General features: G+C 60.5%; 26 protein-coding genes. 12 read left to right on the forward strand and 14 right to left on the reverse strand.

Annotation, left to right across the window (positions count from 1 at the left end; translation table 11 throughout):
• Positions 1-127: 127 nt before the first annotated feature.
• Positions 128-888 (forward strand): IS5 family transposase gene (locus ACS4RS_RS04380; RefSeq protein WP_439011758.1). Its coding sequence is split into 2 segments (ribosomal slippage): positions 128-455 and positions 455-888, totalling 762 coding nucleotides; the frame shifts between segments, so codons are not numbered across the junction.
• A 126-nt stretch (positions 889-1,014) separates the two neighbouring features.
• On the opposite strand, the gene ACS4RS_RS04385 is transcribed toward ACS4RS_RS04380, so the two are convergent.
• The 11 genes from ACS4RS_RS04385 to ACS4RS_RS04435 all read right to left on the reverse strand — a co-directional run bounded on the left by ACS4RS_RS04385 (position 1,015) and on the right by ACS4RS_RS04435 (position 12,261).
• The gene (locus ACS4RS_RS04385; protein ID WP_439008558.1) at positions 1,015-2,025 is read right to left on the reverse strand and encodes a zinc-dependent alcohol dehydrogenase family protein; all 1,011 of its coding nucleotides are present in this window, start codon (positions 2,023-2,025) and stop codon (positions 1,015-1,017) included.
• A gap of 67 nt (positions 2,026-2,092) precedes the next feature.
• Positions 2,093-2,881 carry an L-iditol 2-dehydrogenase gene (locus ACS4RS_RS04390; protein WP_439008557.1) on the reverse strand — a complete coding sequence of 263 codons (789 nt, stop codon included), beginning with the start codon at positions 2,879-2,881 and terminating at the stop codon, positions 2,093-2,095.
• Positions 2,882-2,983: 102 nt separating this feature from the next.
• Positions 2,984-4,036, reverse strand: coding sequence for a carbohydrate kinase family protein (locus ACS4RS_RS04395; RefSeq protein WP_449313897.1), 1,053 nt, complete (start codon positions 4,034-4,036; stop codon positions 2,984-2,986).
• A 79-nt stretch (positions 4,037-4,115) separates the two neighbouring features.
• Complete coding sequence (locus ACS4RS_RS04400; protein ID WP_439008555.1) at positions 4,116-5,270, reverse strand: Gfo/Idh/MocA family oxidoreductase; 1,155 nt, start codon at positions 5,268-5,270, stop codon at positions 4,116-4,118.
• Positions 5,271-5,290: 20 nt separating this feature from the next.
• Positions 5,291-6,115, reverse strand: coding sequence for a class I fructose-bisphosphate aldolase (locus ACS4RS_RS04405; RefSeq protein ID WP_439011757.1), 825 nt, complete (start codon positions 6,113-6,115; stop codon positions 5,291-5,293).
• 158 nt (positions 6,116-6,273) lie between these two features.
• Positions 6,274-7,047, reverse strand: a complete 774-nt coding sequence (locus ACS4RS_RS04410) for an SDR family NAD(P)-dependent oxidoreductase (protein ID WP_449313898.1) — start codon at positions 7,045-7,047, stop codon at positions 6,274-6,276.
• 11 nt (positions 7,048-7,058) lie between these two features.
• Positions 7,059-7,784, reverse strand: a complete 726-nt coding sequence (locus ACS4RS_RS04415) for an SDR family NAD(P)-dependent oxidoreductase (protein ID WP_439008554.1) — start codon at positions 7,782-7,784, stop codon at positions 7,059-7,061.
• A gap of 12 nt (positions 7,785-7,796) precedes the next feature.
• Positions 7,797-9,092 (reverse strand): D-tagatose-bisphosphate aldolase, class II, non-catalytic subunit, encoded by a 1,296-nt coding sequence (locus ACS4RS_RS04420; protein ID WP_439008553.1) that lies wholly within the window; start codon positions 9,090-9,092, stop codon positions 7,797-7,799.
• A complete protein-coding gene (locus ACS4RS_RS04425) occupies positions 9,092-10,069 on the reverse strand; it encodes a tagatose kinase (RefSeq protein ID WP_439008552.1) in 978 nt (325 codons plus the stop codon). Before ACS4RS_RS04425 ends, ACS4RS_RS04420 begins: the two co-directional genes overlap by 1 nt.
• A gap of 31 nt (positions 10,070-10,100) precedes the next feature.
• Positions 10,101-11,315, reverse strand: coding sequence for an ROK family protein (locus ACS4RS_RS04430; RefSeq protein WP_439008551.1), 1,215 nt, complete (start codon positions 11,313-11,315; stop codon positions 10,101-10,103).
• Between the two features lie 61 nt (positions 11,316-11,376).
• Positions 11,377-12,261: a TIM barrel protein gene (locus tag ACS4RS_RS04435; protein WP_439008550.1), complete on the reverse strand. Its 885-nt coding sequence runs from the start codon at positions 12,259-12,261 to the stop codon at positions 11,377-11,379.
• A 294-nt stretch (positions 12,262-12,555) separates the two neighbouring features.
• Between ACS4RS_RS04435 and ACS4RS_RS04440 the strand changes: the two genes are divergently transcribed.
• From ACS4RS_RS04440 to ACS4RS_RS04465, 6 genes are all read left to right on the forward strand, one after another.
• Positions 12,556-13,989 carry an extracellular solute-binding protein gene (locus tag ACS4RS_RS04440; RefSeq protein ID WP_097624825.1) on the forward strand — a complete coding sequence of 478 codons (1,434 nt, stop codon included), beginning with the start codon at positions 12,556-12,558 and terminating at the stop codon, positions 13,987-13,989.
• A 94-nt stretch (positions 13,990-14,083) separates the two neighbouring features.
• Positions 14,084-14,959, forward strand: coding sequence for an ABC transporter permease subunit (locus tag ACS4RS_RS04445; protein ID WP_439008549.1), 876 nt, complete (start codon positions 14,084-14,086; stop codon positions 14,957-14,959).
• 4 nt (positions 14,960-14,963) lie between these two features.
• Positions 14,964-15,800: a carbohydrate ABC transporter permease gene (locus ACS4RS_RS04450; RefSeq protein WP_003588653.1), complete on the forward strand. Its 837-nt coding sequence runs from the start codon at positions 14,964-14,966 to the stop codon at positions 15,798-15,800.
• Between the two features lie 4 nt (positions 15,801-15,804).
• Positions 15,805-16,011 (forward strand): DUF2160 family membrane protein, encoded by a 207-nt coding sequence (locus ACS4RS_RS04455; protein ID WP_439008548.1) that lies wholly within the window; start codon positions 15,805-15,807, stop codon positions 16,009-16,011.
• Positions 16,012-16,063: 52 nt separating this feature from the next.
• Positions 16,064-17,125 carry a sn-glycerol-3-phosphate ABC transporter ATP-binding protein UgpC gene (locus tag ACS4RS_RS04460; RefSeq protein ID WP_439008547.1) on the forward strand — a complete coding sequence of 354 codons (1,062 nt, stop codon included), beginning with the start codon at positions 16,064-16,066 and terminating at the stop codon, positions 17,123-17,125.
• 10 nt (positions 17,126-17,135) lie between these two features.
• Positions 17,136-17,861 carry an SDR family oxidoreductase gene (locus ACS4RS_RS04465; RefSeq protein WP_439008546.1) on the forward strand — a complete coding sequence of 242 codons (726 nt, stop codon included), beginning with the start codon at positions 17,136-17,138 and terminating at the stop codon, positions 17,859-17,861.
• A gap of 38 nt (positions 17,862-17,899) precedes the next feature.
• Here ACS4RS_RS04465 and ACS4RS_RS04470 read toward each other — a convergent pair whose 3' ends face one another.
• Together ACS4RS_RS04470 and ACS4RS_RS04475 are read right to left on the reverse strand one after the other, a co-directional pair.
• On the reverse strand, positions 17,900-18,100 hold the full coding sequence (locus ACS4RS_RS04470) for a hypothetical protein (RefSeq protein ID WP_439008545.1): 201 nt from the start codon (positions 18,098-18,100) through the stop codon (positions 17,900-17,902).
• 132 nt (positions 18,101-18,232) lie between these two features.
• Positions 18,233-19,006, reverse strand: coding sequence for a LuxR C-terminal-related transcriptional regulator (locus ACS4RS_RS04475; protein WP_439008544.1), 774 nt, complete (start codon positions 19,004-19,006; stop codon positions 18,233-18,235).
• Between the two features lie 155 nt (positions 19,007-19,161).
• On the opposite strand from ACS4RS_RS04475, the gene ACS4RS_RS04480 reads away from it, so the two are divergent.
• Entirely contained in the window at positions 19,162-19,371 is a 210-nt protein-coding gene (locus ACS4RS_RS04480; RefSeq protein ID WP_439008543.1) for a hypothetical protein, read from the forward strand.
• A 362-nt stretch (positions 19,372-19,733) separates the two neighbouring features.
• Here the strand turns inward: ACS4RS_RS04480 and ACS4RS_RS04485 are convergent, their stop codons facing one another.
• Positions 19,734-20,822: a hypothetical protein gene (locus ACS4RS_RS04485; protein WP_439011756.1), complete on the reverse strand. Its 1,089-nt coding sequence runs from the start codon at positions 20,820-20,822 to the stop codon at positions 19,734-19,736.
• A 476-nt stretch (positions 20,823-21,298) separates the two neighbouring features.
• Between ACS4RS_RS04485 and ACS4RS_RS04490 the strand changes: the two genes are divergently transcribed.
• From ACS4RS_RS04490 to ACS4RS_RS04505, 4 genes are all read left to right on the forward strand, one after another.
• The gene (locus ACS4RS_RS04490) at positions 21,299-21,874 is read left to right on the forward strand and encodes a hypothetical protein (protein ID WP_012556558.1); all 576 of its coding nucleotides are present in this window, start codon (positions 21,299-21,301) and stop codon (positions 21,872-21,874) included.
• Positions 21,875-21,967: 93 nt separating this feature from the next.
• Positions 21,968-23,683, forward strand: a complete 1,716-nt coding sequence (locus ACS4RS_RS04495) for a type I secretion system permease/ATPase (protein WP_449313899.1) — start codon at positions 21,968-21,970, stop codon at positions 23,681-23,683.
• A 14-nt stretch (positions 23,684-23,697) separates the two neighbouring features.
• The gene (locus ACS4RS_RS04500; protein ID WP_439008542.1) at positions 23,698-25,140 is read left to right on the forward strand and encodes an HlyD family type I secretion periplasmic adaptor subunit; all 1,443 of its coding nucleotides are present in this window, start codon (positions 23,698-23,700) and stop codon (positions 25,138-25,140) included.
• Positions 25,130-25,426: a transposase gene (locus tag ACS4RS_RS04505; protein WP_157179768.1), complete on the forward strand. Its 297-nt coding sequence runs from the start codon at positions 25,130-25,132 to the stop codon at positions 25,424-25,426. Before ACS4RS_RS04500 ends, ACS4RS_RS04505 begins: the two co-directional genes overlap by 11 nt.
• Positions 25,427-25,443: the final 17 nt, after the last annotated feature.

The following is a 25,443-nucleotide window of genomic DNA, read 5'->3' on the forward strand; positions in this document are numbered from 1 at the left end:
TCGCTCAATCCGGCTTCAATGAGGTCCGATCAGTGAATGCCGCACGCACAGCGCCCGGACCTCACAGAACCCTCCAGATTCCCAAAGGTGAGCAAATCAGATTCAAGACTGTCTTTTGGAGGCAGTCATGGGTGTTTTAGATCGTCTCATTCTTCGAGATGACCAGTGGGAGCGGATGTCTCGCCATATCATTGGCGACGATCGCACGCGCGGTTCGTCTGGACGTGACAATCGCATGTTTGTGGAAGCGATCTTGTGGATCGTGCGGACGGGTTCGCCCTGGCGCGATCTGCCGGAGGTGTTCGGTGATTGGAACAGCGTGTTTCGCCGCTTCAGCCGCTGGAGCCAAAAGGGTGTCTGGTGGCGTGTCTTTGAGGCGATGTCGGAGGATACCGACTTCGAATATCTGATCGTCGACAGCACTATTATTCGCGCCCACCAGCACGCCTCCGGCGCAAAAAAGGGGCTGAAGATCAGGCCCTTGGCCGTTCCCGCGGCGGCTTGAGCACCAAAATCCATATGGCCGTGCGTGGCCTTGGATGTCCCGTTCGTTTCATTCTGACCGCCGGTCAGAAAGGCGATGCACCGCAAGCCGATCTCCTGATCGAAGACCTGCCAGCCGAGGTCGTCATGGCCGATACGGCCTACGACAGCGAAAGGCTACGCAAACTCATTGCCGACAAGGGCGCGCAAGCGGTCATCCCGAACAACCCCTCGCGTGCCAAGAAGTATCCGCTCGACAAGCAACTCTATGCTCAGCGTTATCTCGTCGAATGCTGCTTCTCGAAGCTCAAGCAGTTTCGACGCATCGCCACACGATATGAGAAAACCATTCGAAATTACAAAGCCATGATCGCTCTGGCCGCAACAATCCTATGGCTCAGATAAGTGTCCACAGCTCCTAGAGCATGATGCCGAAAAGTGTGAGCGGTTTTCGGGCGACATCATGCTCTAACTCTTTAATTTAGAATAGGATTCAGATTTTAGGCCAACCGGGCCTAAAATCATCCTGTTCTAAGGCCGGACGATGACCTTGATCTCGCCTGGCAATGGCGCGTTGCCTACCACGTCGGCGACCTCTTCGAGACCTATGGTTTTGGTCACCAATGCGTCCAGTTCCAATGCGCCGTTTGCCACCAGTGCCGCAGCGCGCGAATGGGTGAAGGGGTTGAGGTAGGCCGGCCTGATGTCGACTTCGTTGACCAGCAGATCGAAGGGCAAAACGGGGACTTCGACACCGGCCGGCGTGACCCCGAAAAGCACGAAGGTGCCACCGCGCCGCGCCATCCTCAACCCGCTTTGAAGCGTCTCGCTGACGCCGGCGCACTCGATGACCACGTCGGCGCCGCCTTTGGTGACCTCTCGAACCGAAGCGACCGTGTCCGACGAGGTCGGGTCGAAGGCGTGCGTTGCCCCCAGATGCAGCGCGGTTTGGCGTCTCGATTGCTGGCGCGTGATCAAGATGACCTTGCCCGCTCCAGCCAGGCGGGCGAGTTGCACCATCAGCAGGCCGATCACGCCCCCGCCGAGGATCGCGACGTTGTCGCCCGCGCGGATCCTTGCCTTGTCGATGGCGTGGATACAGCAGGCCAGCGGTTCGCAGAAGGCGCCATGAACGGGATCAAGGCCGGCCGGCAGCAGGAATGCCTGCGCCTGCGGCACCGCCACATATTCCGCAAAGCCGCCGTCGCGGGTCACACCGATGGCGGTCAGGCTTTCGCACAGGTTCGGCCGCGCCTGCGCACATGCCGGACAGGTGCCGCAGGCGATATTCGGGTCGACCGTCACCATCTCACCACCGGCAAACCGGGCGACACCCTCGCCGATCTCTTCGACGATGCCGCAAAATTCGTGACCCATGGTGACGGGGATGGACGTCGGATATTCGCCCTTGTACATATGGCGATCGGAACCACAGATGCCCGCCGCCATGACCCGGACAAGCAGCTCGCCAGGACCTGCAACCGGTTTGTCAACGCTGCGCATGGTCAAAGACCCGATTGACTCCAAGCGTACAGCCCTCATTCCACTCCTCCAGACCTCAGGTTCGACTGCTTCGCGGTAACCAAGCCATTCCGGCACGGCCAAGCGCTCAGCTCATGACATTGCCGCCATCGACATTGTAGCACTGCGCCACGATGTATGCTGCATCGGGCCCGGCCAGGAAGGCCGCCATGGCGGCTTGTTCCTCAGCGGCGCCAAATCGCCCGGCCGGGACGGCAGCGGCCACGCGCGCCTTCACCTCGCCGGGTTGCAACCCTTCGCGGCTGCCGAGTTTTGCATCGACGACATCCCACATCGGCGTATCGACGACGCCGGGAGCGATGGCGTTGACGTTGATCCTGTAGCGGATCAGCTCGAGGGCGCAGCTTTGCGTGATGCTGATGACCGCCGCCTTGGAAGCGCAGTAAGCCACCGCCGGCCCTTCGCCCCGACGCCCGGCCTGGGACGAGAAGTTGATGATGCGTCCACCGGCCCCTCTCTCCACCATGTGCCGGGCAACGGCCTGTGTCATGAAGATCAGGCCTTCGATATTGACCTGAAACACCTTCGCCGTCCGCTCCCGGGATATTTCCAGAATGGACTCGACCTCGTAAATGCCGGCGGCGTTGACCAGAATGTCGATCTTGCCGGCAGCGGCGATGGAAAAGCGCACGGCGTCTTCGATGCTGTCCTGGCGGGTCACATCGAGCGCGACACCCAAGGCATCAGCGCCAATCGCTTCCGCCACGGCCACGCATTTGCCAGCGTCGAGGTCGGCGACGACAACCCTGGCGCCTTCGGCGGCGAAGCGTTGGCATACCGCCTTGCCGATGCCGCTTGCTCCTCCCGTGACCAATGCCACCTTGCCGGAGAGCCGCCCCGTTTCCGTATCTGTCATCGCCGTGCCTCCTCGGCCGCATCTGCACCGGCAAAGCGGCCGTGCGCGGCTGCCATGGTGATTAGCTTCATCTGCTCCTCCCTATTGACTGCCTGGCATCGGCTAGGCTGGGGTCGTCTCGTTCGCCTCCCGGAGGAGGATCGACATGTCGGGGATGCCGTCGGTGGCCGTCGCGCCCGTCAGGCAATACGCAGCCGCGGCATGGGCGACGGCGCAGATATGCTCGACTGGCCAGTTCTCATGCAGGCCGTAGAGCACGGCGGCACAGAAGGCATCGCCGGCGCCGACAGTGCTGACGATGTCATTGGGATCGACAGGGCGTGAATGCGCCATGATCGGGGCAGCGCCGGGCGCGAACCAGAAGCAGATCTCCGGCGCGTGGATGATCGCCCCCTTGGCGACGCCTGCGGCCAGCAGCCGCTCTCCGGCCTTGAAAAGCTCCGCCTCGATCAAATCTCCCTTCGCATCGCGAACGGTAACGCCGGTTGCCCGGCCCGCCTCCATCTCGTTGATGATCAGGAAGTCGCAGAAGGGCAGAGCGACGCCGACCTTCTCAGCAAATTCCGAGTCTTCGCTGGAAACGAAATCCACGCAGGTCGTCAGCCCCGCGCGGCGCGCGGCTTTGAGCAGGCGCGAGGCTCCCGACGAACCGTCGGGCCCTATTCGGTCGAGGCCCGGCAACAGCATGAGATAGCCGAGATAGAACAGCCGATATCCGGCCTCGGCGAAGGTCGCGGGTGAGATGAGCTTGTCCGTCACGGCATCGCTGGCGCCGCCATGATAGAAGAAGGTGCGGTTTTGGCCGGGCACATTCATGACATGCGTATGCGCCGTCATCCGGTCGGCGAGCGCGGTGAGACCACCGATATCGACGCCCGCCGCCGCAAGCCGGGCCTTGACGATCTCTCCGTCCTGATCGGCACCGATGCACCCCGCCGCCGCAAGCCTTCCGCGAAATCCGAGCGAGGCGAGATCCGTGACGACATTGGCGGCCCCGCCACCCACGCCCAGATCCTGGTGCAGGATATGGGCGAGATTGCCCTGTTCGGGCCAATAGGACAGGGTGTGGACGCGATCGACAATGAAATTGCCGGCGCAAACGATGCCGCCCTGTTTGTGAGTGCCGCGCTGGTGAACCTCCTCCCCGGTTCGCATCAGTCGCCTCCTTCGGTCCACAAGGGCCGGAACGGCGGCTCGTCTTCCTCGATTGCGGCAAAGCGGCCGATCGTGTCCATCAGAGGGACGCCCCGTCATAGTCGACCGGGACCACAACATCCTCGCGACCGGACTTGAGAGCCGCCGTCAGCACAGCATGATGCGCCTCTCCCTCCGCCGGCGTCGCGCAGCCGAACCCGTTCGCATCGCCTCCGGCCAGTTCATCGACGAAGGCCGCCCACATCTGCTGGATGGCGTCGGCAAAACCGAATTCGAAGATCTTGCCTGTGATGGCGGGAAACAGCGAACCGTAGCCGAGATCCTCGGTGCTCCAAGCCTGCGCGCCGCCATTATAATCCATCCACTGCCACTGACGCGGCGACTTCGTGCTGAAGAATGCGCTTTTCTTCATGCCCAGGACCCTGATGTACCAGGTGTTGGATTCGCCGGGCGCGATGCGCCAGGTTTTCAGCACCATCGGAAAATCCTGATCCCCGGTGCGCACGCGGCTGCTGATCGTCGCATTGTCCCAGGTGGTGCAGGGCAGCGTGCCGCCCTTGCCGTCTGGACGTTCGGTAACCTTTTTGACCAATTGCGCATGCAGGGTCGTCGGGCGCCAGCCAAGACGCAGCGGCACGTGCAGCACATGCATGCCGAGATCACCCATGCAGCCATACTCGCCGTTGATATCGGCCATGCGCTTCCAGTTGATCGGCTTTTGCCGGTCGATATCCGACGAGTGCAGGAAGCCCGCCTCGACTTCGAGGATCTCGCCCATTTCGCCGCTTTTTGCCAGCGCGATGACCTTCTGGGCGCCGGGGAAGAACGGCATTTCCGACGAGCAGCGGACCAGGAGTTCGGGGTGCTCGGCGAGAACCGCCATGATCTCTCGGTTCTGGGCCGCGTCCATGCCGAAGGGCTTTTCGCCGAGGAGATGCTTTCCGGCCTTCAGCACGTCGATATAGAATTGCTGGTGCAGCACGTGCGGCACAGCGCAATAGACGGCATCGACTTCGGGATTGGCGAGAAGCTCCTTATAGTCGGCGGTGAACTGCCGAACCGTCGGCACATGATCCCTGAACCAGTCGAGCAGCGTCGCGTTGGTATCGCAGACGGCAACGATTTCCGGCCGCGCCTTCACATCGGCCAGATGCAGCCAGCGCGCCGCGGCGCTCGCGAATTCGCGCCCCATCAGACCGCAGCCGATGACGCCGAAGCGGAATATTTTCGTCATGACATGTCCTCCCAGACGCGTCAGCCAATATGCAGCGAGGCTTGCTCGACGGAAGCCTTGTCATGGACGATCGCCATCAAGGCCTTCGTCATGCCGCCGGGATTGTGATGCTGAATGACGTTGCGGCCATAGACGATGCCACGGGCGCCCTGCTCCATCAACTGCTTGGTGCGGATCAGGATTTCCTGGTCCGAAACACGGCCGCCGCCGCGCACCAGCACCGGTAGGCCCTGGGCGATCTCGACCACGCGGTGATATTCCTCGACATTGTCGCACGGGTCGGCCTTGATGATGTCGGCCCCGAGTTCGGCGGCCTGACGCACGAGCGGCAGGATCTTGTCGATCGCGCCATCGACCATATAGGCGCCCTTGGAATTGTCCTGCATGACGAGCGGCTCGACCATCAGCGGCATGCCGTAGATCTCGCATTCGCGCTTCAGGCTGTTCACGTTGCGCACGCAGGCGCGGTAGACTTCCGGCTGGTCCGGCAGCATCAGAAGATTGACGACGACACAGGCGGCATCCAACGCAACGCCTTGCTCCACCGCCCTGTCGATCATTTCGGAAAACAATTGAGACGGCAGCGGATTGCCATAGATATTGGCGATGTCGGTGCGCAGCACCAGTGCCGGGCGATGTTTGCCGGGAATGGCCTGCAGAAGGGGAGCGGTGCCCGGCGGCAGCTGAATGGCATCCGGCGCCGCCTGCGCGATCACCTCGATGGCGGTCTTCATGTTCTCGATGCCGGCGAGGAAGGTCCGTTCATTGAACATGCCGTGATCGATAGCAACGTCAAAACAATTTCCGGACACGCCGAAAAGTCGGTTCAACCGTGCGGATTTCATCAAGTCTCTCTCCGATATGGTAACGTTTCCACATTCGAATAAATGTGCCAGCAATGCGAGTCAATACGTTGTGGTAACGTTTCCATATCCCCGACTTGTCGCGGCAGGCAGTCCTTGCAATGCGGACGAGGCGCCGCTCGCGCCTCGTCCCGAAAGGTCTACCAGCAGGTGAATCCCGCATCGACGTTGACAATTGCTCCGGTCATCAGGCTGGCTGCGCCCGACGCGAGGAAGAGAACCGCGCTTGCGACCTCCTCCGGCGTTCCCATCCGGCCCATCGGTGTGTCGGCCAGCCAGAGCGGAATGCGCTCGCGATTGGCTTCGACCGCCACCACCATCGGTGTCTCGATGTAGGTGGGCGCGACGGCGTTTACCCTGATACCATGCTGCGCCCACTCGGCGGCCAGCGACCGCGTGAGGTGATGGACGGCCGCCTTCGAGACATTATAGGCCGTCTGAGGCTGCGGTCGGTTGCAGATGTGCCCCGACATCGAGCCAAGGTTCACGATGGCGCCCCGCTTCATCGAGACCATATGTCGGCCGAAGGCACGCGAGCACCAGAAGACGCCGTTAAGATTGACGTCCATCATGCGCAGCCAGTCCGCGTCGGTGAGATCTTCTGCTGGGATGCCGCTCTGGCCGATCCCGGCATTGTTCACCAGGATCGTCGCCGGCCGGCCACTGCCGGCAAGCTCATTGGCGATTGCGTCCATTCGGCCGGCATCGGTGACGTCGCCCACCCGGACTTCGATGTCGTAGCCCTTGTCGCGCAGCGCAAGCGCTTGCCGGGCGTCGGCCTCGCTGCGTTCGATGACGACGACAGCCGCACCCCCCTCCGCCAGCGCTTCGGTGCAGCACAGCCCGATCGCGCGCCCTCCGCCGGTGACCACCGCACGTTCGCCGTCGAGGCGAAATTTCTCCTGGTAGCTCATATCTGGCTCCTTCAGATGTCAAATGCGCTGGGAAGCACCACGATATCGCGGATGGTGACGTTGCGCGGCCGGGTCAGCATGAAGATGATTGCGTCGGCAACTTCCTTGGGCTCGATCAACGCGCCGGCTTCCTTCGCCTTGCGAAGATTTTCCTCCGGCCAATCCGCGAGTAGGGCGCTGATCACCGGTCCTGGTGACACTGACCCCACGCGAATGCCGTTTTTTAGAAGCTGGCGCCGCATCGTCTGAACGAAGCAGGTCATCGCCCATTTCGACGAGGAATATACCGGCTCCCAGGGGATAGCCGAATGTCCAGCGACCGAGCTCGTGACGACAATGTCGCCGGTGCCGCGTTCGATCATGTGCGGAATGACATTGTGAACGTTCTTGATGACGACGTTCACATTGAGATTGAGCATCCGATCGATCGTATCGAGGTCGGTTTCCACAAGGTCGCCGCCGATATAGGTGCCAGCATTGGCATGCAGGATGTCGAGTTTGCCCGCCTTCGCCAGGACGCCCTCAAGCAGTCCCGCGCATTCGTTCGGATTGAGCAGGTTGATCACGAGCGGAATCGCGCGCTCACCAAGCCGGCTGCAAACCGCCTCAAGGGCCTTCTCATCCCGGTCCACCAGCACGACCGTCGCACCTGCGGCGAGCATGGCTTCCGTCGAAGCCAATCCTATGCCGGACGCCGCACCCGTGACCGCCGCGATCTTTCCATTCAATTCCTGCATCGATGTCTCCTCCTATCTTGATCCCGATTGCCCATTCTTCCCGACGCCGCAGGCGGCGTGATAGTCCGCGAGACTCTTCGTCACTCTCCAGATCAGAACCTCATCCGGATCGAGCGGCACGTCTGCGAAATGCTGGGCGGCCGGCATATGCTGCCAAAACAATGGCAGCGGCACCGACTGCCCCCGAAGAGCCTCACACAGGCGCTGGACTGCCTCTTGCGCTTCGGCCGACGCCCAATAATAGCGGATGCGGTCAGACAGCGAGTAATGCCGCAGCCAACGCATCTCGGCCTCCGTTCCATGATAGTGACGGCGCCAATTGTCAGGCTGAGCGAGCATCAGCGCTTCCATCGCCTCATAGAGCGGACGCTGGCCGTAATCGGCTAGGAGGTCGGACGCGATTGCGTCCAGCGCGTAGAGCGCCTCGCGCAGGACGAAGGTCAGCTCGGGGCCGACTTTCAGAATGGGAAAACCGTCCTTTACCAGCGCGCTCAACGGCCCGGAGCCCTGATAATCGGTCGAGTGAGCCTCGAACACGAATTGCGGCTCCTCGGTCAGCACCGATTGCAGCGCAGCTATCTTGCTGCTGTCGTAGAAGATGACGTTGTGATTGCCGAACTCGACACCGGGCTGAACGACCAGCCCGATCGCCCGCCCAAATGCCTGCCCGAGGCCGGCCTCCGCAAAGATCCGGCGGTGAATTTCCATCGTCTTCAACGCGGCCGCAGCAGCCGTCGGTTCGATCGTTGTCAGGGCATGGTCGGCCCCGCCCGGCGGCGGCACTTCGGTGCCGATGACGTAAACCGGCATTACGCCACCGGAATTCCTGGCCGAAGCCTCGGCGACGGCGGCAAGCCGGGCGGCGCGATGGGCGGTGGTTTCGTCGTCGAGCGCCGTCGGTTCGCCCTTGCAGCCCATCGAAGCATCGAGGTGAACCTTGCGGAACCCGGCCTCGACATAGGCGGCAACCATCGTCTCCGCCTCGGCCATGGCCTCTTCCGCCGGCCGGTCGCGCCAGGGATTAGGGCCGAGGTGGTCGCCGCCGAGAACGATCAGTTTTTCCGGGCACCCCTCCTCCGCCGCGATCCTTATGACGAGGGACGCGAAATCGCTCGGCGTCATCCCGGTATAGCCGCCGAGGTGATTGACCTGGTTGCAGGTCGCTTCGATCAGCACGGTGCTTTTCTGTTGCCGCCCGTGCCGGAGCGCGGCGCGCAGCACGATCGGATGGGCGGAGCATACGGAGGTGACGCCTCTCGGCTGGCCTTCGATCCTCAGCCTTGCCAGTTCGTTCAGATGCACCTGCATCACGGCCGCCTTTCCGTTGAGGCGATAAATGCATCGAGTTCCCGCCGGGTGCCCGCACCTTCCATCGGACCCAGCACCGTGACGTTGCGGGCGCCGGCGGCCGAGGCATAGGTCAGAGCCTGCTTTGGAGACATTCCGAGCCGCCGGCAGGTGAGATAAGCACCGCCGAAGCAGTCGCCGGCGCCCGTAGGATCGGCCTCCTGAACGACGAATGCGGGAGCGTCGATGCGGTCTCCGCCGCTGGCGAAGTAGGTCGCGCCGCCGGCTCCGCGCTTCAGCACGATCTCTTTGACGCCCATCTCGAACAAACGCTGGATCGCTTCCGCCTCACCTTCGACACCGGCGGCGCGCTCAAGCTCCTCTCCGGAGGGCAGAAGCAGATCGGCGGCGGCGACAAGCTTGGAAAACCGGCGCTCGGTGTCCTCGTCCAACTTCAACTCCTTGCGAATATTCGGATCCACCGACAGTGTTCCGCCGCGCGCCTTGACGATATCGACCGCCTTGTCGATCACCGCACGCGCACTCGGAACCGACAGCGCGGAGCCCATCACATGAAGATGCCCGGTCCGATCGATGAGATCGGCGACCACTCCAGACCAGCCGAAGCGCGCGGCTGCCGATGTGGCGATATTGTAGACGAAATCCCTGGAGCCATCCTTCCGGTAGCGAACGAAAGCGCTTCCCGTCGGATAGTCCGGATCGATCGAAATCGCCGAGATATCGACGCCGTCGCGTTTGAGGCGATCGGTATTGACCCGGCCGAAATCGTCATCGCCGACTGCGCCGATCATTGCCGCCTGACCGCCGAGGCGGCCGCATTGCGAGATGAAGATCGCCGGCGCTCCGCTCGCGAACGGACCGACGAGCGGCTGGGCTTCGAGGAAGCCGTTTCCAGCCGTCGTTGCGACGATCTCCACGAGGATCTCCCCTACGCAAACCGTGGGACCAAGTGCGTCCGGAGCCAGTATTGAAGCCATATGCAGTCCTGCTTTCGATCCCTGTTGTCTCTTAACTCAGCGCCGATTGGACCGGCGCACTGTCCTCGCTGCCGAACTCCTCATTCTCAAGCGACAGAAAGCGCCGGTGCAGCATGCATGCCGCTCCGAAGGCGGAATCGAACTCCGCATCATCGTCCACGACGATCTCCGGCGTGGGGAAAGCGATGTTCTGGCCTTCCGACATGTGAACCGCCACGCGGGCAGCCACCATCGGGTAGAGGGGCGCCACGGAGCCGCCCAGCACGATCCTATCCGGGTCGAGCAGACGACAGGCCTGCAGCAATGCATATGCAAGATGGCGCGACCAGGTTTCGGCGATGTTGACCGCGGCCGGGACGCGATCGCGAACGCTACCAAGGAAATCCTGCAGATCGGCGTCCTCGTGTCCGACAGCCTCACGATACTGCCTGATCAGCACCTCGCGACCGATCAGTTGTTCGAGCTTCTGACCACCGCTTCCCGGCACCAGCGTGTGGCCGATTTCTCCCGCCAGACCATGGCCGCCACGAAACAGCTTGCCATCGATCATGATGCCGCCGCCGACGCCCGTTTCCATCAGCAGAAACAGGGTCACCCCTGCGTCGCCGTGACGATAGCTGTCGCCGATCGCAAACGCATTGGCATCGTTTTCGACCGCGATCGGGACGGCGGCCGGGAAGGCTGACCGGGCAATTTCCTTCAATGGCACGTCCCGCCAGCCGATGATCGGCGCCAGCGTGACGAACCCGTCCGGGCGCACGTGCGACGGCGTCGATAGGCCCAGGCCTTTGCACCTGTCGATCATTCGCTTCGCCATTGCGCCGACAATCAGTTCAATACCCTGCGCCACTGCCTCCTCCACCGTCGAAGACGGTGTGTCGAAGGCGACTTTCCGACATGCCCGCACTTCGGCGGAGAGATCGACAACGACAGCCGATATATGTTCGACGCCGATCTCTATCCCGACGAAGAAGGCAGCATCCGGAACCAATTCAAGCATGATGCCGGGACGGCCGGCACGGGAATGCTCCAGGCGCTGCTTGCCGCTCTCCTCCGACTCCTGAACGAATCCGCCCTCGGTCAGTTCGGCGACGATCTCTCCCGAGGATGAGCGGTTCATGCCGAGCTTGCGGGCGAGATCTGCCCGGCTGAGGCTTCGGTGGACATAGATCGTCTGCAAGGCGGCAACGATATTGTTCTGCCGGATCCTGCGCGGTGAACTTCCGATGGAGACGGTGTCGTTCATATGTTTATTCCCTTCAAGCCGCCCACCCTTACACGACTGGAACAGGCTGTCAGAAGGATAATCAGGGCCGCGCGTTTGTGGCGCGGCGACGCTTGGCCTCGTCATATTTCAGCTCGATGTAGCGCTTGGCGTGCGCCGCAAGCAGATCATTATCCTCCCAGGTATCGCGCCAGATCGCACAGGCGAGCGACAGGCCCTCATCCACGACCGTCGTCGAGAAGCTCTCGAACACGATGTCGCGGTCGTAGCCGATGTCGAGCAGGGCGTCGAATATCAGCTCGAAGTCGATGACGCCGTCACCGAGATAGCCGCGATTGCTTTCGCCGATGTGGAAATAACCGATCTTGTCGCCGGCAAGACAGATTGCGGCGGCCGGATTGGCTTCTTCGATGTTCATGTGGAACGTGTCGAGATGGAGACGAACATGCTGCGATCCCGTCTCGGTGATGAATTTGAGCCCCTGCGCCGTGGTATTCAGCAGGTTCGTCTCGAACCGGTTGACCACCTCCAGCACCAGGTCGACGTTCGCCTGCCTGGCGACCTCGCCGGTCGCGGCGATCGCGGCAACGCTGTTGTCCCAACCCTTCTTCGTCGGCTGGCGATTGTACTTGGTGTGGGCGGAATAGAGAATCCCGCCGAGCTTGTTGCCGCCGATATCGCGAACCGCACGAACGGCGTCGGCCAGCGTCTGCCTGCCGGCGGACACCGCAGCAGCGTCCTCGCTCGACACGTCCTTGTCGAGCGGCAGGCCCATGGTAACGCCGATCTCCACATCGAGGGATTGGGCGAGCTTTGCCAGCCGGTCGAGATTGAATTTCTCGGGGCGCAGATAGGCAAATTCGATGGTGCGATATCCGTGTTCGGCGGTCTTGTTGAGGGCCATTTCCAGGCCTTCCTGCGTTTGGCCGCCTGTCCATACAAATGAATGGATACCCAATCGACGCATAGGTTTTTCCTCCACGATAGGCCGGTGATTGTGCCCAGTGCTATGCCATTTAGTTTGGCAAGACAACAAATAAATTTTGACGCTCTCTCTTTGTTGCTTCGCAAAAATACTTTGCATTGCAGCATTTTATGCCTAACGCCATTACTTCATGCCGCTGCGGAAAATTTGTTCCTGCGAAAATCAATGGGATAGGCCATCTATTTGCATGTTTAGACAACAAATATTGCGCTGTCGGTTTTTTTGGCCTACACAAGCACCGGCGAATATTCTCGCTGCTATCTGGGAGGATTGGAAATGCACTATGCTTTGAAGGCTAGCGCGCTTGCGCTGACGCTCGGCCTCGCGACGACCGCTTCGCCGGCCTGGGCTGACTTCTGGTCCGACGCCGGCGCAAAATACAAGGGTGTGACACTGCACGGCGTCACCGAAAGTACCCCTCCATCGAACTACATCAAGAACGTGCTCGCTCCGGAATTCGAAAAGAAGACCGGCATCAAGGTCGAAATCGAGACGACGTCCTGGGATCAGATGTACGACAAGGCGATCAAGGACATGGAAGCCAAGACCGGCATCTATGACATGGTCTACATCGAGCAGGACATCATCTACTCCTATCTGGCCAGGAATTTCCTCGTCGACATCACCAAGACGCTGAAGGATCAGCCGGATCTGAAGGCGCCGACCTACGACGATTCGAATTTCACCAGCTTCGCCGACTACTTCAAGGATGCCAACGGCGATCTCTTCGGCACGCCGATGGAAGCGTTCCTGAAGACCTATCTCTACCGCAAGGACCTCTTCGACGATCCGAAGATCAAGGAGGCCTTCAAGAAGGAAACCGGCAAGGACCTGAAGCCGGCGACCACCCACGAGGAATACACCCAGATCGCCGAATTCTTCACGAAGTACGGCAAGGACAACGGCATGGAGCTCTGGGGCACGACCGCTCAGGCCCATACGGGCCATCCGGCGTCCTGGTATGAATTCTTCGAGTCCATCGTGCCGACGTTCGGGGTCTACAATTGGGGCATCGACGCCAAGAACAACTATGCGGCCACCGTCGAACACGGCGGCACGATGAATGGCGACAAGGCGAAGGCCGCGTTGAAATATTGGCTGCACCTGCGCGATATCGCACCGCCGGAATCGACCCAGTCGACCTGGACGGAAACGGCAACGACGTTTGCCGCCGGCCGTGTCGCCCAGGGGCTGATCTACGGTGAAAATGCCGCCTGGATTGCAAGCGATGAAGCGCAGTCGAAGGTCGTCGGAAAGGTCGGGTTCGCGCTGCCGCCGCTCGAGCCAGGCGTTTTGGACGATGCGAAAGCCGGAAAGGGCTATATCGGTTACTACGATGGCGGCGCCTTCGGCGTGCCGATCACGTCGAAGAACAAGGAAGCGTCGCTGCTCTTCCTCGAATTCATCGGTCAGAACGAGGTGCAGCCCGACTGGGCCATCGCTGCGCCGCGCATCACCAACAAGGCGACGTTCGACGATCCGAAGGTGAAGGAGATGGATACCAAGCTCGGCGGCTTCTACACGATGCTGAAGGATGAGGGCAAACTTTTCGCCGGCGCTCCTCCCTACCCCTTCCATGCGCAGGTGCGGGAAGCGACCGCCCCGATCTTCTACGACATCCTGACCGGCAAGATCGCTCCCGATGAAGGCCTCGACCAGATGGCGGCAAAGGCCGAAGAGGAACTGACATCGCTCGGCTATCGCAAATAAACATCCTCCCCAATTGACGGGTCGTGTCCTACGACCCGTCATCTTTCGCTCCAGGATGGGCGGACGTCACATAACGTTCAATGGGGGATAGGCGATGCATTCGCAGAAGCTCGGGTGGCTGTTGCTGTCACCGACCATCGTGATCCTTGGACTGTTCGGGATCTTTCCGTTCATCTACGTCCTCTGGGTCTCGTTCCATGCATGGAACCCGTTCGCGGCCAATCCGGGCATGGTCTTCAACTGGGCCGACAACTACCGGCGGCTCGTCTTCGACGCCCAATTCCTGGCATCGCTCGGCATAACCCTCACATTCGTCTTCTTCGCGGTCGTCTCGGAACTGGTCCTCGGCTACATCCTCGCCCAGGCGCTGCTGAAGGATTTTCCTGGAAAAGCGGTGTTTCGCACGATCCACACCCTGCCGCTGATCATGGCGCCGATCATCGTCGGCTCCGTCTGGAAGCTGATGACCACACCGTCGATCGGCATCATCCCCTATCTTCTCAGGAGCTGGTTCGGCTACGATCTGAACATCGGCCAGAGTGCCGTCGCGGCCTTCACCGTCACGGTGATCATGGACATCTGGCACTGGACGCCGCTCGTCACCCTGTCGCTGATCGCCGCACTGGTCTCGCTGCCGCCCGACCCGTTCGAGCAGGCGCAGATCGACGGCGCGGGCAAGAGCCAGATCTTCTGGCACATCACGCTCCCGCTGATCCGCCCGGCCCTGCTCGCCACGGTGTTCATCAGGCTGATGGATGCGCTGCGCACCGTCGACGAGGTCCTGATGCTGACCGGCGGCGGCCCGGGTTCTTCGACACGCTATATCGGCGTCCACATCTTCAAGGAGGTCTTCCCGAAGACCAATTACGGCTACGGTTCGGCTATCTCCGTCATCGTCCTTTACCTTACCATCGTCGTCTGCTGGCTGCTCTATGTCGGCCTGATTGCGCCGCGCGTGAAGAGAGGTTAACGCGATGAAGACCCAGACCCCCTGGCTGCCCGTCGTGCTGTGGATCCTGATCAGCCTCGCGACGCTTTTCCCAATCTACTGGCTGTTCGTCATATCGGTGAAACAGCCCTTCGACCTGTTCTCGACGCCCGATGTCGTGCTCCGAAGCTTCTTCTGGAAGAACTACCAGGATGTGCTCACCAATCCGACCCTGCGCGGATACATGCTCAACTCGATGATCATCTCGTCGGGCAACGCGCTGCTGGTCACGACGCTCGGCTTTTTTGCCTGCTACGCGCTGACGCGCTTCGATCTCGCGGGCAAGGAGAGCATCTTCTTCTGGACCATCACCAACCGCATGGCGCCGCCGGCGGTCTTCCTGCTGCCGCTTTTCCTGCTGCTGACGCAGGTCTACAAGATCGGCGACTTCTCGCTCGCCGATTCCCGGCTGGGCATGATCCTGGTTTACTGCTCCTTCAACCTTCCCTTCGCCATCTGGACGCTGCGCCCGACCGTCGAAGGCATTCCGAAGGAGTTGGACGAGGCAGCCTATATGGACGGTGCCAGCCCATGGACCGTCCTCTACGACATCGTCTTTCCCTTGGCGCGGCCCGGACTGGCGGTGACGCTGATCCTGACCTGGGTGTTTGCGTGGAACGAGTACCTGCTCGCAGCGACCCTCACCAACTTCAATGCGCGAACCCTGACCACCGGCCTGTCGGAATATGTGACGACCACGGGCACGGCCTGGGGCATCATGGCCGCGATCTCGATGCTGACACTGGTGCCGGCGCTCATCGTCTTTTCAGTGGTGCAACGTCACATCGTGGCCGGCCTGACCTTCGGCGCGGTGAAAGGGTGAAGCCATGAGCTCTCAATCGGGAAACAACCAACGCAAGCCGGGATTTCTGCCGATCGAAACGAACTGGTTCGACCGGCTATTCATCTCGGTGGTGATCTGGGTCGCGCTCTCGCTGTTCTGGATGCGGTTCATCGAGCCGTTCGGGCCTTCGGTATGGTTCGCCGCGGCAATCTCGGCGGTCCTCGGCGCCTATATCGTCTGGAAGGGATGAGCCGATGACTTCCGTCAACACACCGGCCGCGCTGCTTTAGGGAGGAACGACATTGGCAAACGTACAGGTTAGCGACGTCACCAAGAGGTATGGCGCGCTTCAGGTCATGCACGGCGTCAGCGTCGACATCGAGGACGGCGAATTCGTCGTGCTGGTCGGCCCCTCCGGATGCGGCAAGTCCACCCTGCTGCGGATGATCGCCGGTCTCGAGACCGTCAGCGGCGGCGACATCCGGATCGGCGGCCGTGTCGTCACCAACGCTCCGCCGAAGGAGCGCGACATCGCGATGGTGTTCCAGAGCTACGCCCTCTATCCCCACAAGACGGTCGCCGAGAACATGGGCTTTCCGCTGAAGATGGCCAAGCGCCCCAAGGCGGAGATCGACGAGAAGGTCGGCAGGGCCGCCGAGATCCTCGACCTGACGCGTTATCTGGACCGCTATCCGAAGCAACTGTCGGGCGGGCAGCGTCAACGCGTGGCGATGGGCCGCGCCATCGTCCGCGATCCGCAGGTCTTCCTGTTCGACGAACCGCTGTCGAATCTCGACGCCAAACTTCGCGTCACCATGCGCGTCGAAATCAAGGAACTTCACCAGCGGCTGAAAACTACCACCGTCTACGTCACGCATGATCAGATCGAGGCCATGACGATGGCCAACAAGATCGTGGTAATGCGCGACGGCAGGGTCGAGCAGATCGGCAAACCTCTCGATCTTTACGACTTCCCGGTCAACCTCTTCGTCGCCGGCTTCATCGGCAGCCCATCGATGAACTTCCTTCAGGGCCGTGTGGCGACCCGCGACGGCAAGAGGGTCGTCGTCACCGACCAGGGCGTCGCCCTGCCCCTGGACAATACCAATGCGGATGACGGACGAGCCGTGACCTATGGCATAAGACCGGAGCATATCACGCTCGGCGACGACGGCGTTCCGGTTGAGGTATCGGTGTACGAGCCGACGGGTTCGGAGACATTGATCTTCGGCCGCACGCAAGGTGTGCCGATCGACGCCTTGATCCGCGAGCGTATCGAGGTCGATCCCGGACGGACGGTGTATTTCCACATCGATCCCCGGCGTGCACATATCTTCGATCGGGAAACGGGCCAGAGACTGTAAGGAGGCGACCATGGACTTCAATGGAAAGACGGTCATCGTTACCGGAGCGGGAAAAGGCATCGGACGCGAAATTGCGCGGATGCTCGTCGAAAGGGGTGCACACGTCGTTGCCCTCACCCGCAGCGCCGCCGACGTCGACGCGCTGCGAGAGGAACCCAGGTGCCGCGCCCTCCAAGTCGATCTCGCCGACGCCGATGCGACGAGGAAGGCGGCGATTGCGGCCCTGCCCGCGGATTTCCTGATCAACTGCGCCGGCACCACCGAACTCCAGCCGTTCCTGGAGACGACAGTCGAAGCATTCGACCGGCTTGTCGCCGTCAACACGCGGGCGCCGATGATCGTGGCGCAGGAATATGCCCGCTTCCTGATCAAGGAGGGCCGCAAAGGCGCCATCGTCAACGTCTCGTCGGTCGCCTCGTTTGTCGGCATCCCCGACCACGCCGCCTATTGTGCGTCGAAGGGTGGGCTGGATGGCTTGACGCGGGTCATGGCGAAGGAACTTGGGCCGCACGGCATCCGCACGAACGGCGTGCACCCAACGGTGACGCTGACGCCGATGGCGGTGAAGGCCTGGAGCGATCCAGACAAGGCCGCCGGGATGATGCAGCGCATTCCCGTCGGCCGTTTCGCCGAGCCGAGCGACGTCGCCGAAGTCGTTCTCTTCCTGCTGTCGGATGAGGCGGCGATGGTGAACGGGATATCGATGCCGGTGGACGGCGGCTACATGATTGCCTGAGATCGATAGCTGCGCGGTTTTCCAAACGTGCAAAAGATCTACTGCACCAATCGGCGCAACTGTTCCTGATCGACAAAGTGATTCGTCACCCCGGCCTCTTTATCCGGGTGACTGAAAACAAGACCCTCGGCATCTTCAAGCTCGAGCGCTTGCTCCGTATTCATAATCCCGAGCGGCTGGCGCTCATATTCGGACTCGAGCGCCGCCTCGACGATGGCCTTTTTCCTGCGCATGTCCATGTCCTCCGTTCGCTAAAGTAACGGACGGCTGGACTCGCGGTTCCCATGAGGGTTTCACGATATAAAACCAGCTGACATGAAGGCTTCCCTCGAGACACCATCGGCGGCCGCGCGGGCGGTGGTGCTGACCGCCTAACTCGGCGAGGCGTCAGGCCCGCTGGCGGCTCTTTGGATCAAGCGGGCAACCACTTCAGTACGGTTCTGCGCCTGCAGCTTTCGCATGATGTGTTGCAGATGCATCTTCACCGTATGCCCCGACAAATTGAGTTTTCCTGCAATGACCTTATTCGAGCAGCCGGATTGCAACTCTGCGAGGACATCCGCCTCGCGGGGCGTGAACTCGGCGAGCGCCAGGTATTGCGTCCGCTCATCCAAGGTTTTTTCGGCCTCGTTTCTGGCCGGGCTGTGCTCGTTTGAGCCGTTTGTAGCGGCCCCCAAAAGCTGTGGGAAGAATGTTCCTCCTGCTAGGACGAGGCGAAGGCCGGCAAGAGCAATGTCGATGGGAAGGGACGTCGAGAAAAAACCGCGGATGCCGATCTTGAGCGCCTGACGGGCAATGATGGCATCATCCGTACTTGAGAGCAACGTGATAGGAACCTCGGGAAAACGTGCGGTAATCGCGGCGAGATCATCCCTCAGGCTGGCGCTCTCAACACCTCTGCCGGCCAGATCCAATGCGATCAAACGCACCTCGGCTCCAAGCGCCCGATCGAGACTCTCGGTCGAGCTCAAATCGATCAAGTTCCACCCGGCGAGTTCCCGCTCAAGTAGCTTCACCACGGTCGTGCGCGCCAGTGTAGAATGCTCAATAATGATCACAGTTGGTGCATTGCGCCGGCGCTTTGTTCCAGCACTGTCGGACACCTGCGTGCTCCCCAGATTGTGTGCAACCCAACAGTCATTCATACTATTCCTGTTCTCGCGACATGTCATGAGAAAAAGCGAGTGTATTGCCGATATTAATAGTCTGATCTCTCATGATAATTCTTATAGTCTATAAGATTTAGTGGAAGATAATTTGGCTCGCAGAGCACATTGAAATTCTTGTTCACCGGGAGCCGATGGTTCGACTTGTCGCCGAAGACTTTCCAGCCTTCCCCGAATTCACGTATGGCAAGCGGGTCAACAAAACTTCCAAAGGCACTGAAAAGCCGACCGATCTTCTACAGACTTATTCAGCAAAAAGTCGTTGGAATAAGGAGCCGCCGATCGGTGTGGCTTTATTTTCCTATCTCAATTCAGAGCAGTTGCAGACCTCGACAGCAAAATAACAAACGCCAAAAGCAACAAAAGCCTGAGATCGCCGACTACCCTTTTTGATTACTGAAAACTGCGCTCCAGTGACGCATTAATACCAGCCGGCATTTCTTTTCACGCAGGCAACACCGCGGAGGCGCCGACTGATGCGGATAAGGCCATAGGGGAATGGTCGGTATGACTGTCGAAAGCCATGCGACGAAAGCGATTCAGCATAAGGCTTGAAAAACGGCAGCAAGAACAATCTCGTGCAGTTGAGTCGGCGCAATACGAGCGGGGGGGTCTACCCTCTATCTCTTTGTTCTCACGCAATTCCCGGCAAAAGCGCTTCGCGCTTTGCATGGAAAAACCGCTAAGCACTTTTGCTGGAATTGCTCTAGCTATGCATGAAACTCAGAATATCGTCGACGAGCGCCGAATGGGCGTCCGTGAGGTTACCCTCTCCGCCGTGGCCCGCGATGCCGGCCAGCTGAAGCGCATGCTGATCATAGAGAACATGATCGATCTGTTGGGCGTCCGCCGCCCCACCGGCTGGAACGGCAATGTTGATGGGATGGAAATAGCCGAAATTGACGTCGACCATGGCGCCGGTGGATGATCCGTCGCCGCCACCGCCACCGGCATGGTTGCCGGTAAAGATCGTATCCGACGACAGGTTGAAGCCACCGCCATTGCCGCCCATGCCTGCGATCTGCACAGTGCCCTGATCGAAAATCACATTGTTTGTCTGATGAGCCTCCGCCGAGCCGCCTGCGGCGCCGATGGCGATGTTGATCGGAGAGAAGATGGCTATGCTCACGTCGACCATGCTGCCGACGAAATATCCATCGCCGCCGTGACCGGCATAATAGTCGCCGGTCAATGTCAGTGCAGTTCCCGGGCTCATCGACGAGCCGTGGGTCGCGACATTATGGTCTCCGCCCGAGCCGCCAATGCCACCCATCTGGGTTGCGCCCTGCAGGAACATTGCGTTGTTCGACTGCTCGGCGTGAGCCTCCGCGCCGGGACCGGCAGCCACAGCAGTATTGACGGGGGCAAAGACTGCGACTTCGGTGCTGACGAGCCCTCCATAGAAGAGCCCGTTGCCGCCGGTGCCGGCATGACTGGCGCCATCACCACTGCCGATGGCAACATTGCCGCTTCCACCATTCCCGCCGATCCCAGCCATTTCGGTGGGATGCTGATTGATTGATGCATCGTTGCCCTGGAAAGCGTCGGCACTCGAATGAGGTCCCGCAATAGCCGCATTGGACGGCATGAAGACGGCCAACGCATTGCTGCTGATCACGCCTTCACTTATCCCGTCCCCACCGCTGCCGGCTGAAGTATGACTTGGCGCGGAAGCGACATCCAATGGAAGCCAGGTCGGCACCAGTGCCAGATGCCCCGCAGCCACATTGGCGGCGAGGTTTTGATCGGTGCCCGTTTTGGGCAGGTCTTCCAATAAGGGACGAGGTTCCGCCATTACCGTCTCCATTCGCGGTCGACCGCACGGCCACCGAGAATGCGGCGCCATGCAGCCTGAATTGTTCAGGCATTGTGCATCTGAACCTCGGAAAAGCAGAGCCTGCAATTCGTCTACATCCACTCGGCTAGTTCTGTAGCCATTTGGGTGTCATGGCCGCAGCACCCCCTGTGCGCGTTGCGAGCACTCAATCGGCTTTGGATGAGAGGCTCCCGGCGGCGCTGCGGCGAAGTCGAAGACTTGATCATGAGCATGCCGCCCTGCGTCATATCACCAAACACCAATCCAAATAACGCTCCGCCACATCAAATATACACCCGAAGGAATGTCTCCGAATATCTAGGTAGTTCGAAGTTTAAATCGCGAGCAATATTCGTCCGCGGTCGTATTGGCTGCGGTGACATGCTGGAAAGCACGCCGTAGGGGGACGCCGTAAAAAACCAACACGCACGAAACCAAGTAGAGGAGTGACATCAATGCCTATTCCACAAATATCCGACACGATTCATCTCAGCCATCCGGATGCGGGTGACGCGAATGCCGGCAACGGTGGTGATGGCCACAACGATGGCAACATCAACTACAACCCGGTTGCATATGTCGATCCCGTGCAAAAGGTCTACGGGGCGACTACCGATGTGCACAACGGCGATCACGTTTGGCAGACGGCCGATTGGGACGCCGGCCATGGCGGATCCGGTGGCTTTACCGAGGCCCAGAACGGCTTCCTGGCGAAAATCTCGAACCACGGCGACGGCGGCGCGGGCGGAGATTCCAACTCGAACGGCAGTCAAGGAAACTCAAGCGGCGGCGACACGGCTGCAGTGGCTGCGGCGACGACCGCGACACAATATACGCAGCTTATGGCCGACCAGCATGCCACCATCCTCGCCGGCGTCGGCGGCAACGGCGGTAACGGAAACATGGCTCATGGCGGCGATATCTCGTCGGCATTGGTTCACACGGATCCCGAAACGACGACGGTGACCAATTCCCTCGATCACTTCATCAACGCTTTCGGCCATATCGACGTCGACCATCTCGGCTCCTGAACTCAGACGACATCAAGGGCCGCTGGTTTTGGCCGGCGGCCCTCAAGGTAGGCAGCCTCTTCTTGTCAGTATCAAGTGCAGCGAGATCTGATAATGACAACAATTTCCATAAAACCACCGCGACCACCGACACAGCTCGTTGTTGCGCTCCGGGCTTGTGCCGGGGCCTTCGGGTTGGTCTTCCTTTACAGCTGCGGCTACAATCTCTTTCTTCTCACGCCTTCCATCTATCTCCTGCAAATCTACGACAGGGTCCTGTCCAGCCGAAGCGTCGACACGCTGCTGATGCTGACAATGATCATCGCCATCGCCGTGTTGGTCGGGTCGACGCTCGATATCGTGCGCAGGGCAGCTCTTTCGCGCATCGGCAGCTGGCTGGACCATAGGCTGCGGCCCATGGTGCTCACCGCATCGTTCGAATATGCCGCTCGCGCCGATACGGGAGCCGCCTCAGAGTGCTACAGGGATCTCGCCGCATTGCGCCAGTTCCTGGATTCACCGGCCAGCTCGCTTTTATTCGACGTTCCCTGGGCGCCGGTATTCCTGCTTCTGCTCTTTCTTGTTCACCCGCTGCTTGGGACCATCGGTATTCTGTGCGCCGTTGCGCTGCTGCTGTTTGCGTTGGCAACGGAACTGGCGACGCGAGCGCCGCTTGCGCACGCCAATCTTGCCCTTTCGAGGAGCTATCTGCGATTTGCGACCGCGCTGAAAAACATCGAGGTGATCCGGGCCATGGGCATGCAGGACGGTGCAGCGCTGATCGTCTATCGCGATGCGGAAATGGCAAGAAGGGCCCAGGACATCGCGATGCATCGCACGGAGATCATCCTTGGTTTCTCCAAATCGATCCGCACACTGGCGCAGATCCTGATGATGGGATCGGCGACCTGGCTGGTGCTCGTCAACAGCGGCAGTCCCGGAATCATCTTCGTCGCGAGCCTGTTGCTCGGGCGTGGGCTCGCACCGATCGAGGGCGCAATAGGGGCATGGCGCTCCTTCATGTTTGCGCGCAATGCCTTCAATCGCTTGAACAGAATGCTGATAACAATTGCATCGGAATGCGACGCCCGCATGGTGCCGTTGCCGGAACCCAATGGCCTGGTTATCGATAATGTCAGCTATATCAAGCCATTCGCCGATCGGCCGATATTGACCGATGTCACATTGCGCCTGGCACCTGGCGATTGCATTGCGCTCATCGGTCCGTCGGGATCGGGAAAATCGACACTGGGCCGCATCATGGCAGGCGTTGTGCCGGCAACGAGCGGATATGCTCTTCTCGGCGGGGTCGATATCTCGGCTCTGCGTCTTTGCGGGGGGACCTGCCACGTCGGATACCTGCCGCAGGATATCGAACTCTTCGGCGGAGCAATCAAGGATGTGATCGGCCGGCTGGACGGAGGAGATCCCGGCAAGGCGATCGACGCCGCAAAGCTGGTTGGATTGCACGACGCGATCATGCGGCTGCCGCACGGCTACGAGACCGATATCGGTGAAGGTGGAAACCTGCTCCTTCGGGCTCAGCGCCAACAGCTGGGACTGGCACGGGCGGCCTATGGAAATCCGTCTCTTATCGTTCTCGACGATCCGAATTCGAGCCTGGATTATGACGGCGAACGCATGCTGTTTACGGCAATCGAGCGGATGAGATCCAGGGGGATGACCGTCGTTATCATAACGCACCGGATGGGGATCCTGCCGGTCACCAACAAGATTGCCATCATGCGCAATGGGACGGTGGCTGCCTTCGGCGACAGCGAGCGGATTTATGAAACCTATCTTCAACCACCGGCTCGAACGGGAACTTAGGGAGGGATGCTGTCGTGACCCTTGTTCCACTGGACGCGCCGCCGGCGAAATTTTCGAATTCGTCAAGGATGGGCCAGCGCTTCGCTCATCGATGGACAGCGACAGCCAGGCAGACGGCCTATCCGCCGGTGATCGAACAGAAACAGCGCGGACCCGCCGCCCCTTCGCCCATGCCGGTGCTCAGAGGCGTGGTTTGGACGGGGAACCTGCTGATCCTCGTCTTTGTCGTCGGATTGGGAATCTGGTCGGCTCTGGCACCGCTGCACAGCGCTGCGGTCGCATCGGGCATTATCGAGCCGGAGACCAGCCGCAAGACCATCCAGCATCTGGAAGGCGGAATTGTGCGGCGGATCCTCGTCAGGAACGGCGATACGGTGATGGCCGGGCAAATCGTGATCGAACTCGACGACACGAAGTCCCGCTCGGAGCGCGACAGCATCCAAGGGCAGCTTTGGGAAGCCGAAGGAAGCCGCGCCCGCCTGCTTGCGGAGCAGACGGGCGGCGATCATGTCGCCTATCCCGAGGATCTCAGGGCAGCCATGGACAAATATCCTTCGGTCGGCGCGATTCTGACCGGGCAACAGAAAATCTTCGAGGCGCGCCGCCGGGTCATGCAGGCGGAAATTCAGATCGGCAACGAAAAAATCGCGCAGGTGCGGCAGGAAATCGTCGGACTTGGCGCCCAGAAGGCGGCACTCGCCGACAGAGCCGCAATCTCGCAGGAAGAACTGGATCAGGTGACGATCCTCACTGCCAAGGGACTGGAGAGAAGGAGCAGGCTTCTCAACCTCGAGCGCGAAAAAGCAGACCTTGACGGCCAGCAGGGCCAAGTCGGGGCACAGATCGCGCGCGCCTACCAGGTGATCAGCGAGTCGCAGGTCGATCTCGCAAAGCTCGAGAGCGACCGGTTGAGCGAAGTCGCCCAAGGCATGCGCGATACGGAAAGCCGGATCATGCAATTGCGCGAGCGCTTGCGGGCGATCGATGACCAACTTTCAAGGACCGATATCCGGGCTCCCGAAGATGGAACGATCATGAACCTGCGCATCCACACGTCAGGCGGGGTGATCGGCGCGGGTGAACCACTCGTCGATCTTCTGCCACGCTCCGATCGCCTGATCGTGTCTGCCCATGTCAGACCGGAGGACATCAATCTTGTCCATGCGGGGCTGGAGGCACAGGTGCACCTTCTTCCATACAATCAGCGGCGCGTTCCACTGCTGAAAGGTCGGGTCGAGTATGTGTCAGCCGACCGCCTCACCGATACGCAGAGCGGCCAGCCCTATTATGCCGCGACAATCCGCGTAACGGACGAGCGGCTGGCGAAAATGCGTGATGTCGAACTGGTCGCGGGCATGCCCGCACAGACACTGATCGAAACCGGCAAAAGCAGCGTAGCGCTCTACGCTGTCAGACCGCTTCTCGACAGTTTCAACAGAGCATTTCGTGAGGACTGAAGCGGTGATGGGCAAGCGAAAATTTGACGACGACCAGATTACGGGCATTCTCAAGGAGCACCAGGCCGGCGTGACGGTGGCCGATGTTTGCCACCGATACGGCATCAGCGAGCCGACCTTCTATCGGTGGCAATCCCTGCAGTCCGGAAATGTCGGTCTCCATGCGAGACGGCTAAGAGCCCTAGAGGAAGAGAACCAGAAGCTCAAGAAGCTTCTGGCCGAATCCATGCTTTCGGCGGCAACTCTAAGCGAGATGCTGGCGAAGACAACGAAGGGGCGGCACTGACCTCTGAACAGAGGGCT

Origin of the sequence: Rhizobium sp. F40D2, assembly GCF_051810745.2 — a bacterium.
Taxonomy (GTDB): domain Bacteria; phylum Pseudomonadota; class Alphaproteobacteria; order Rhizobiales; family Rhizobiaceae; genus Rhizobium.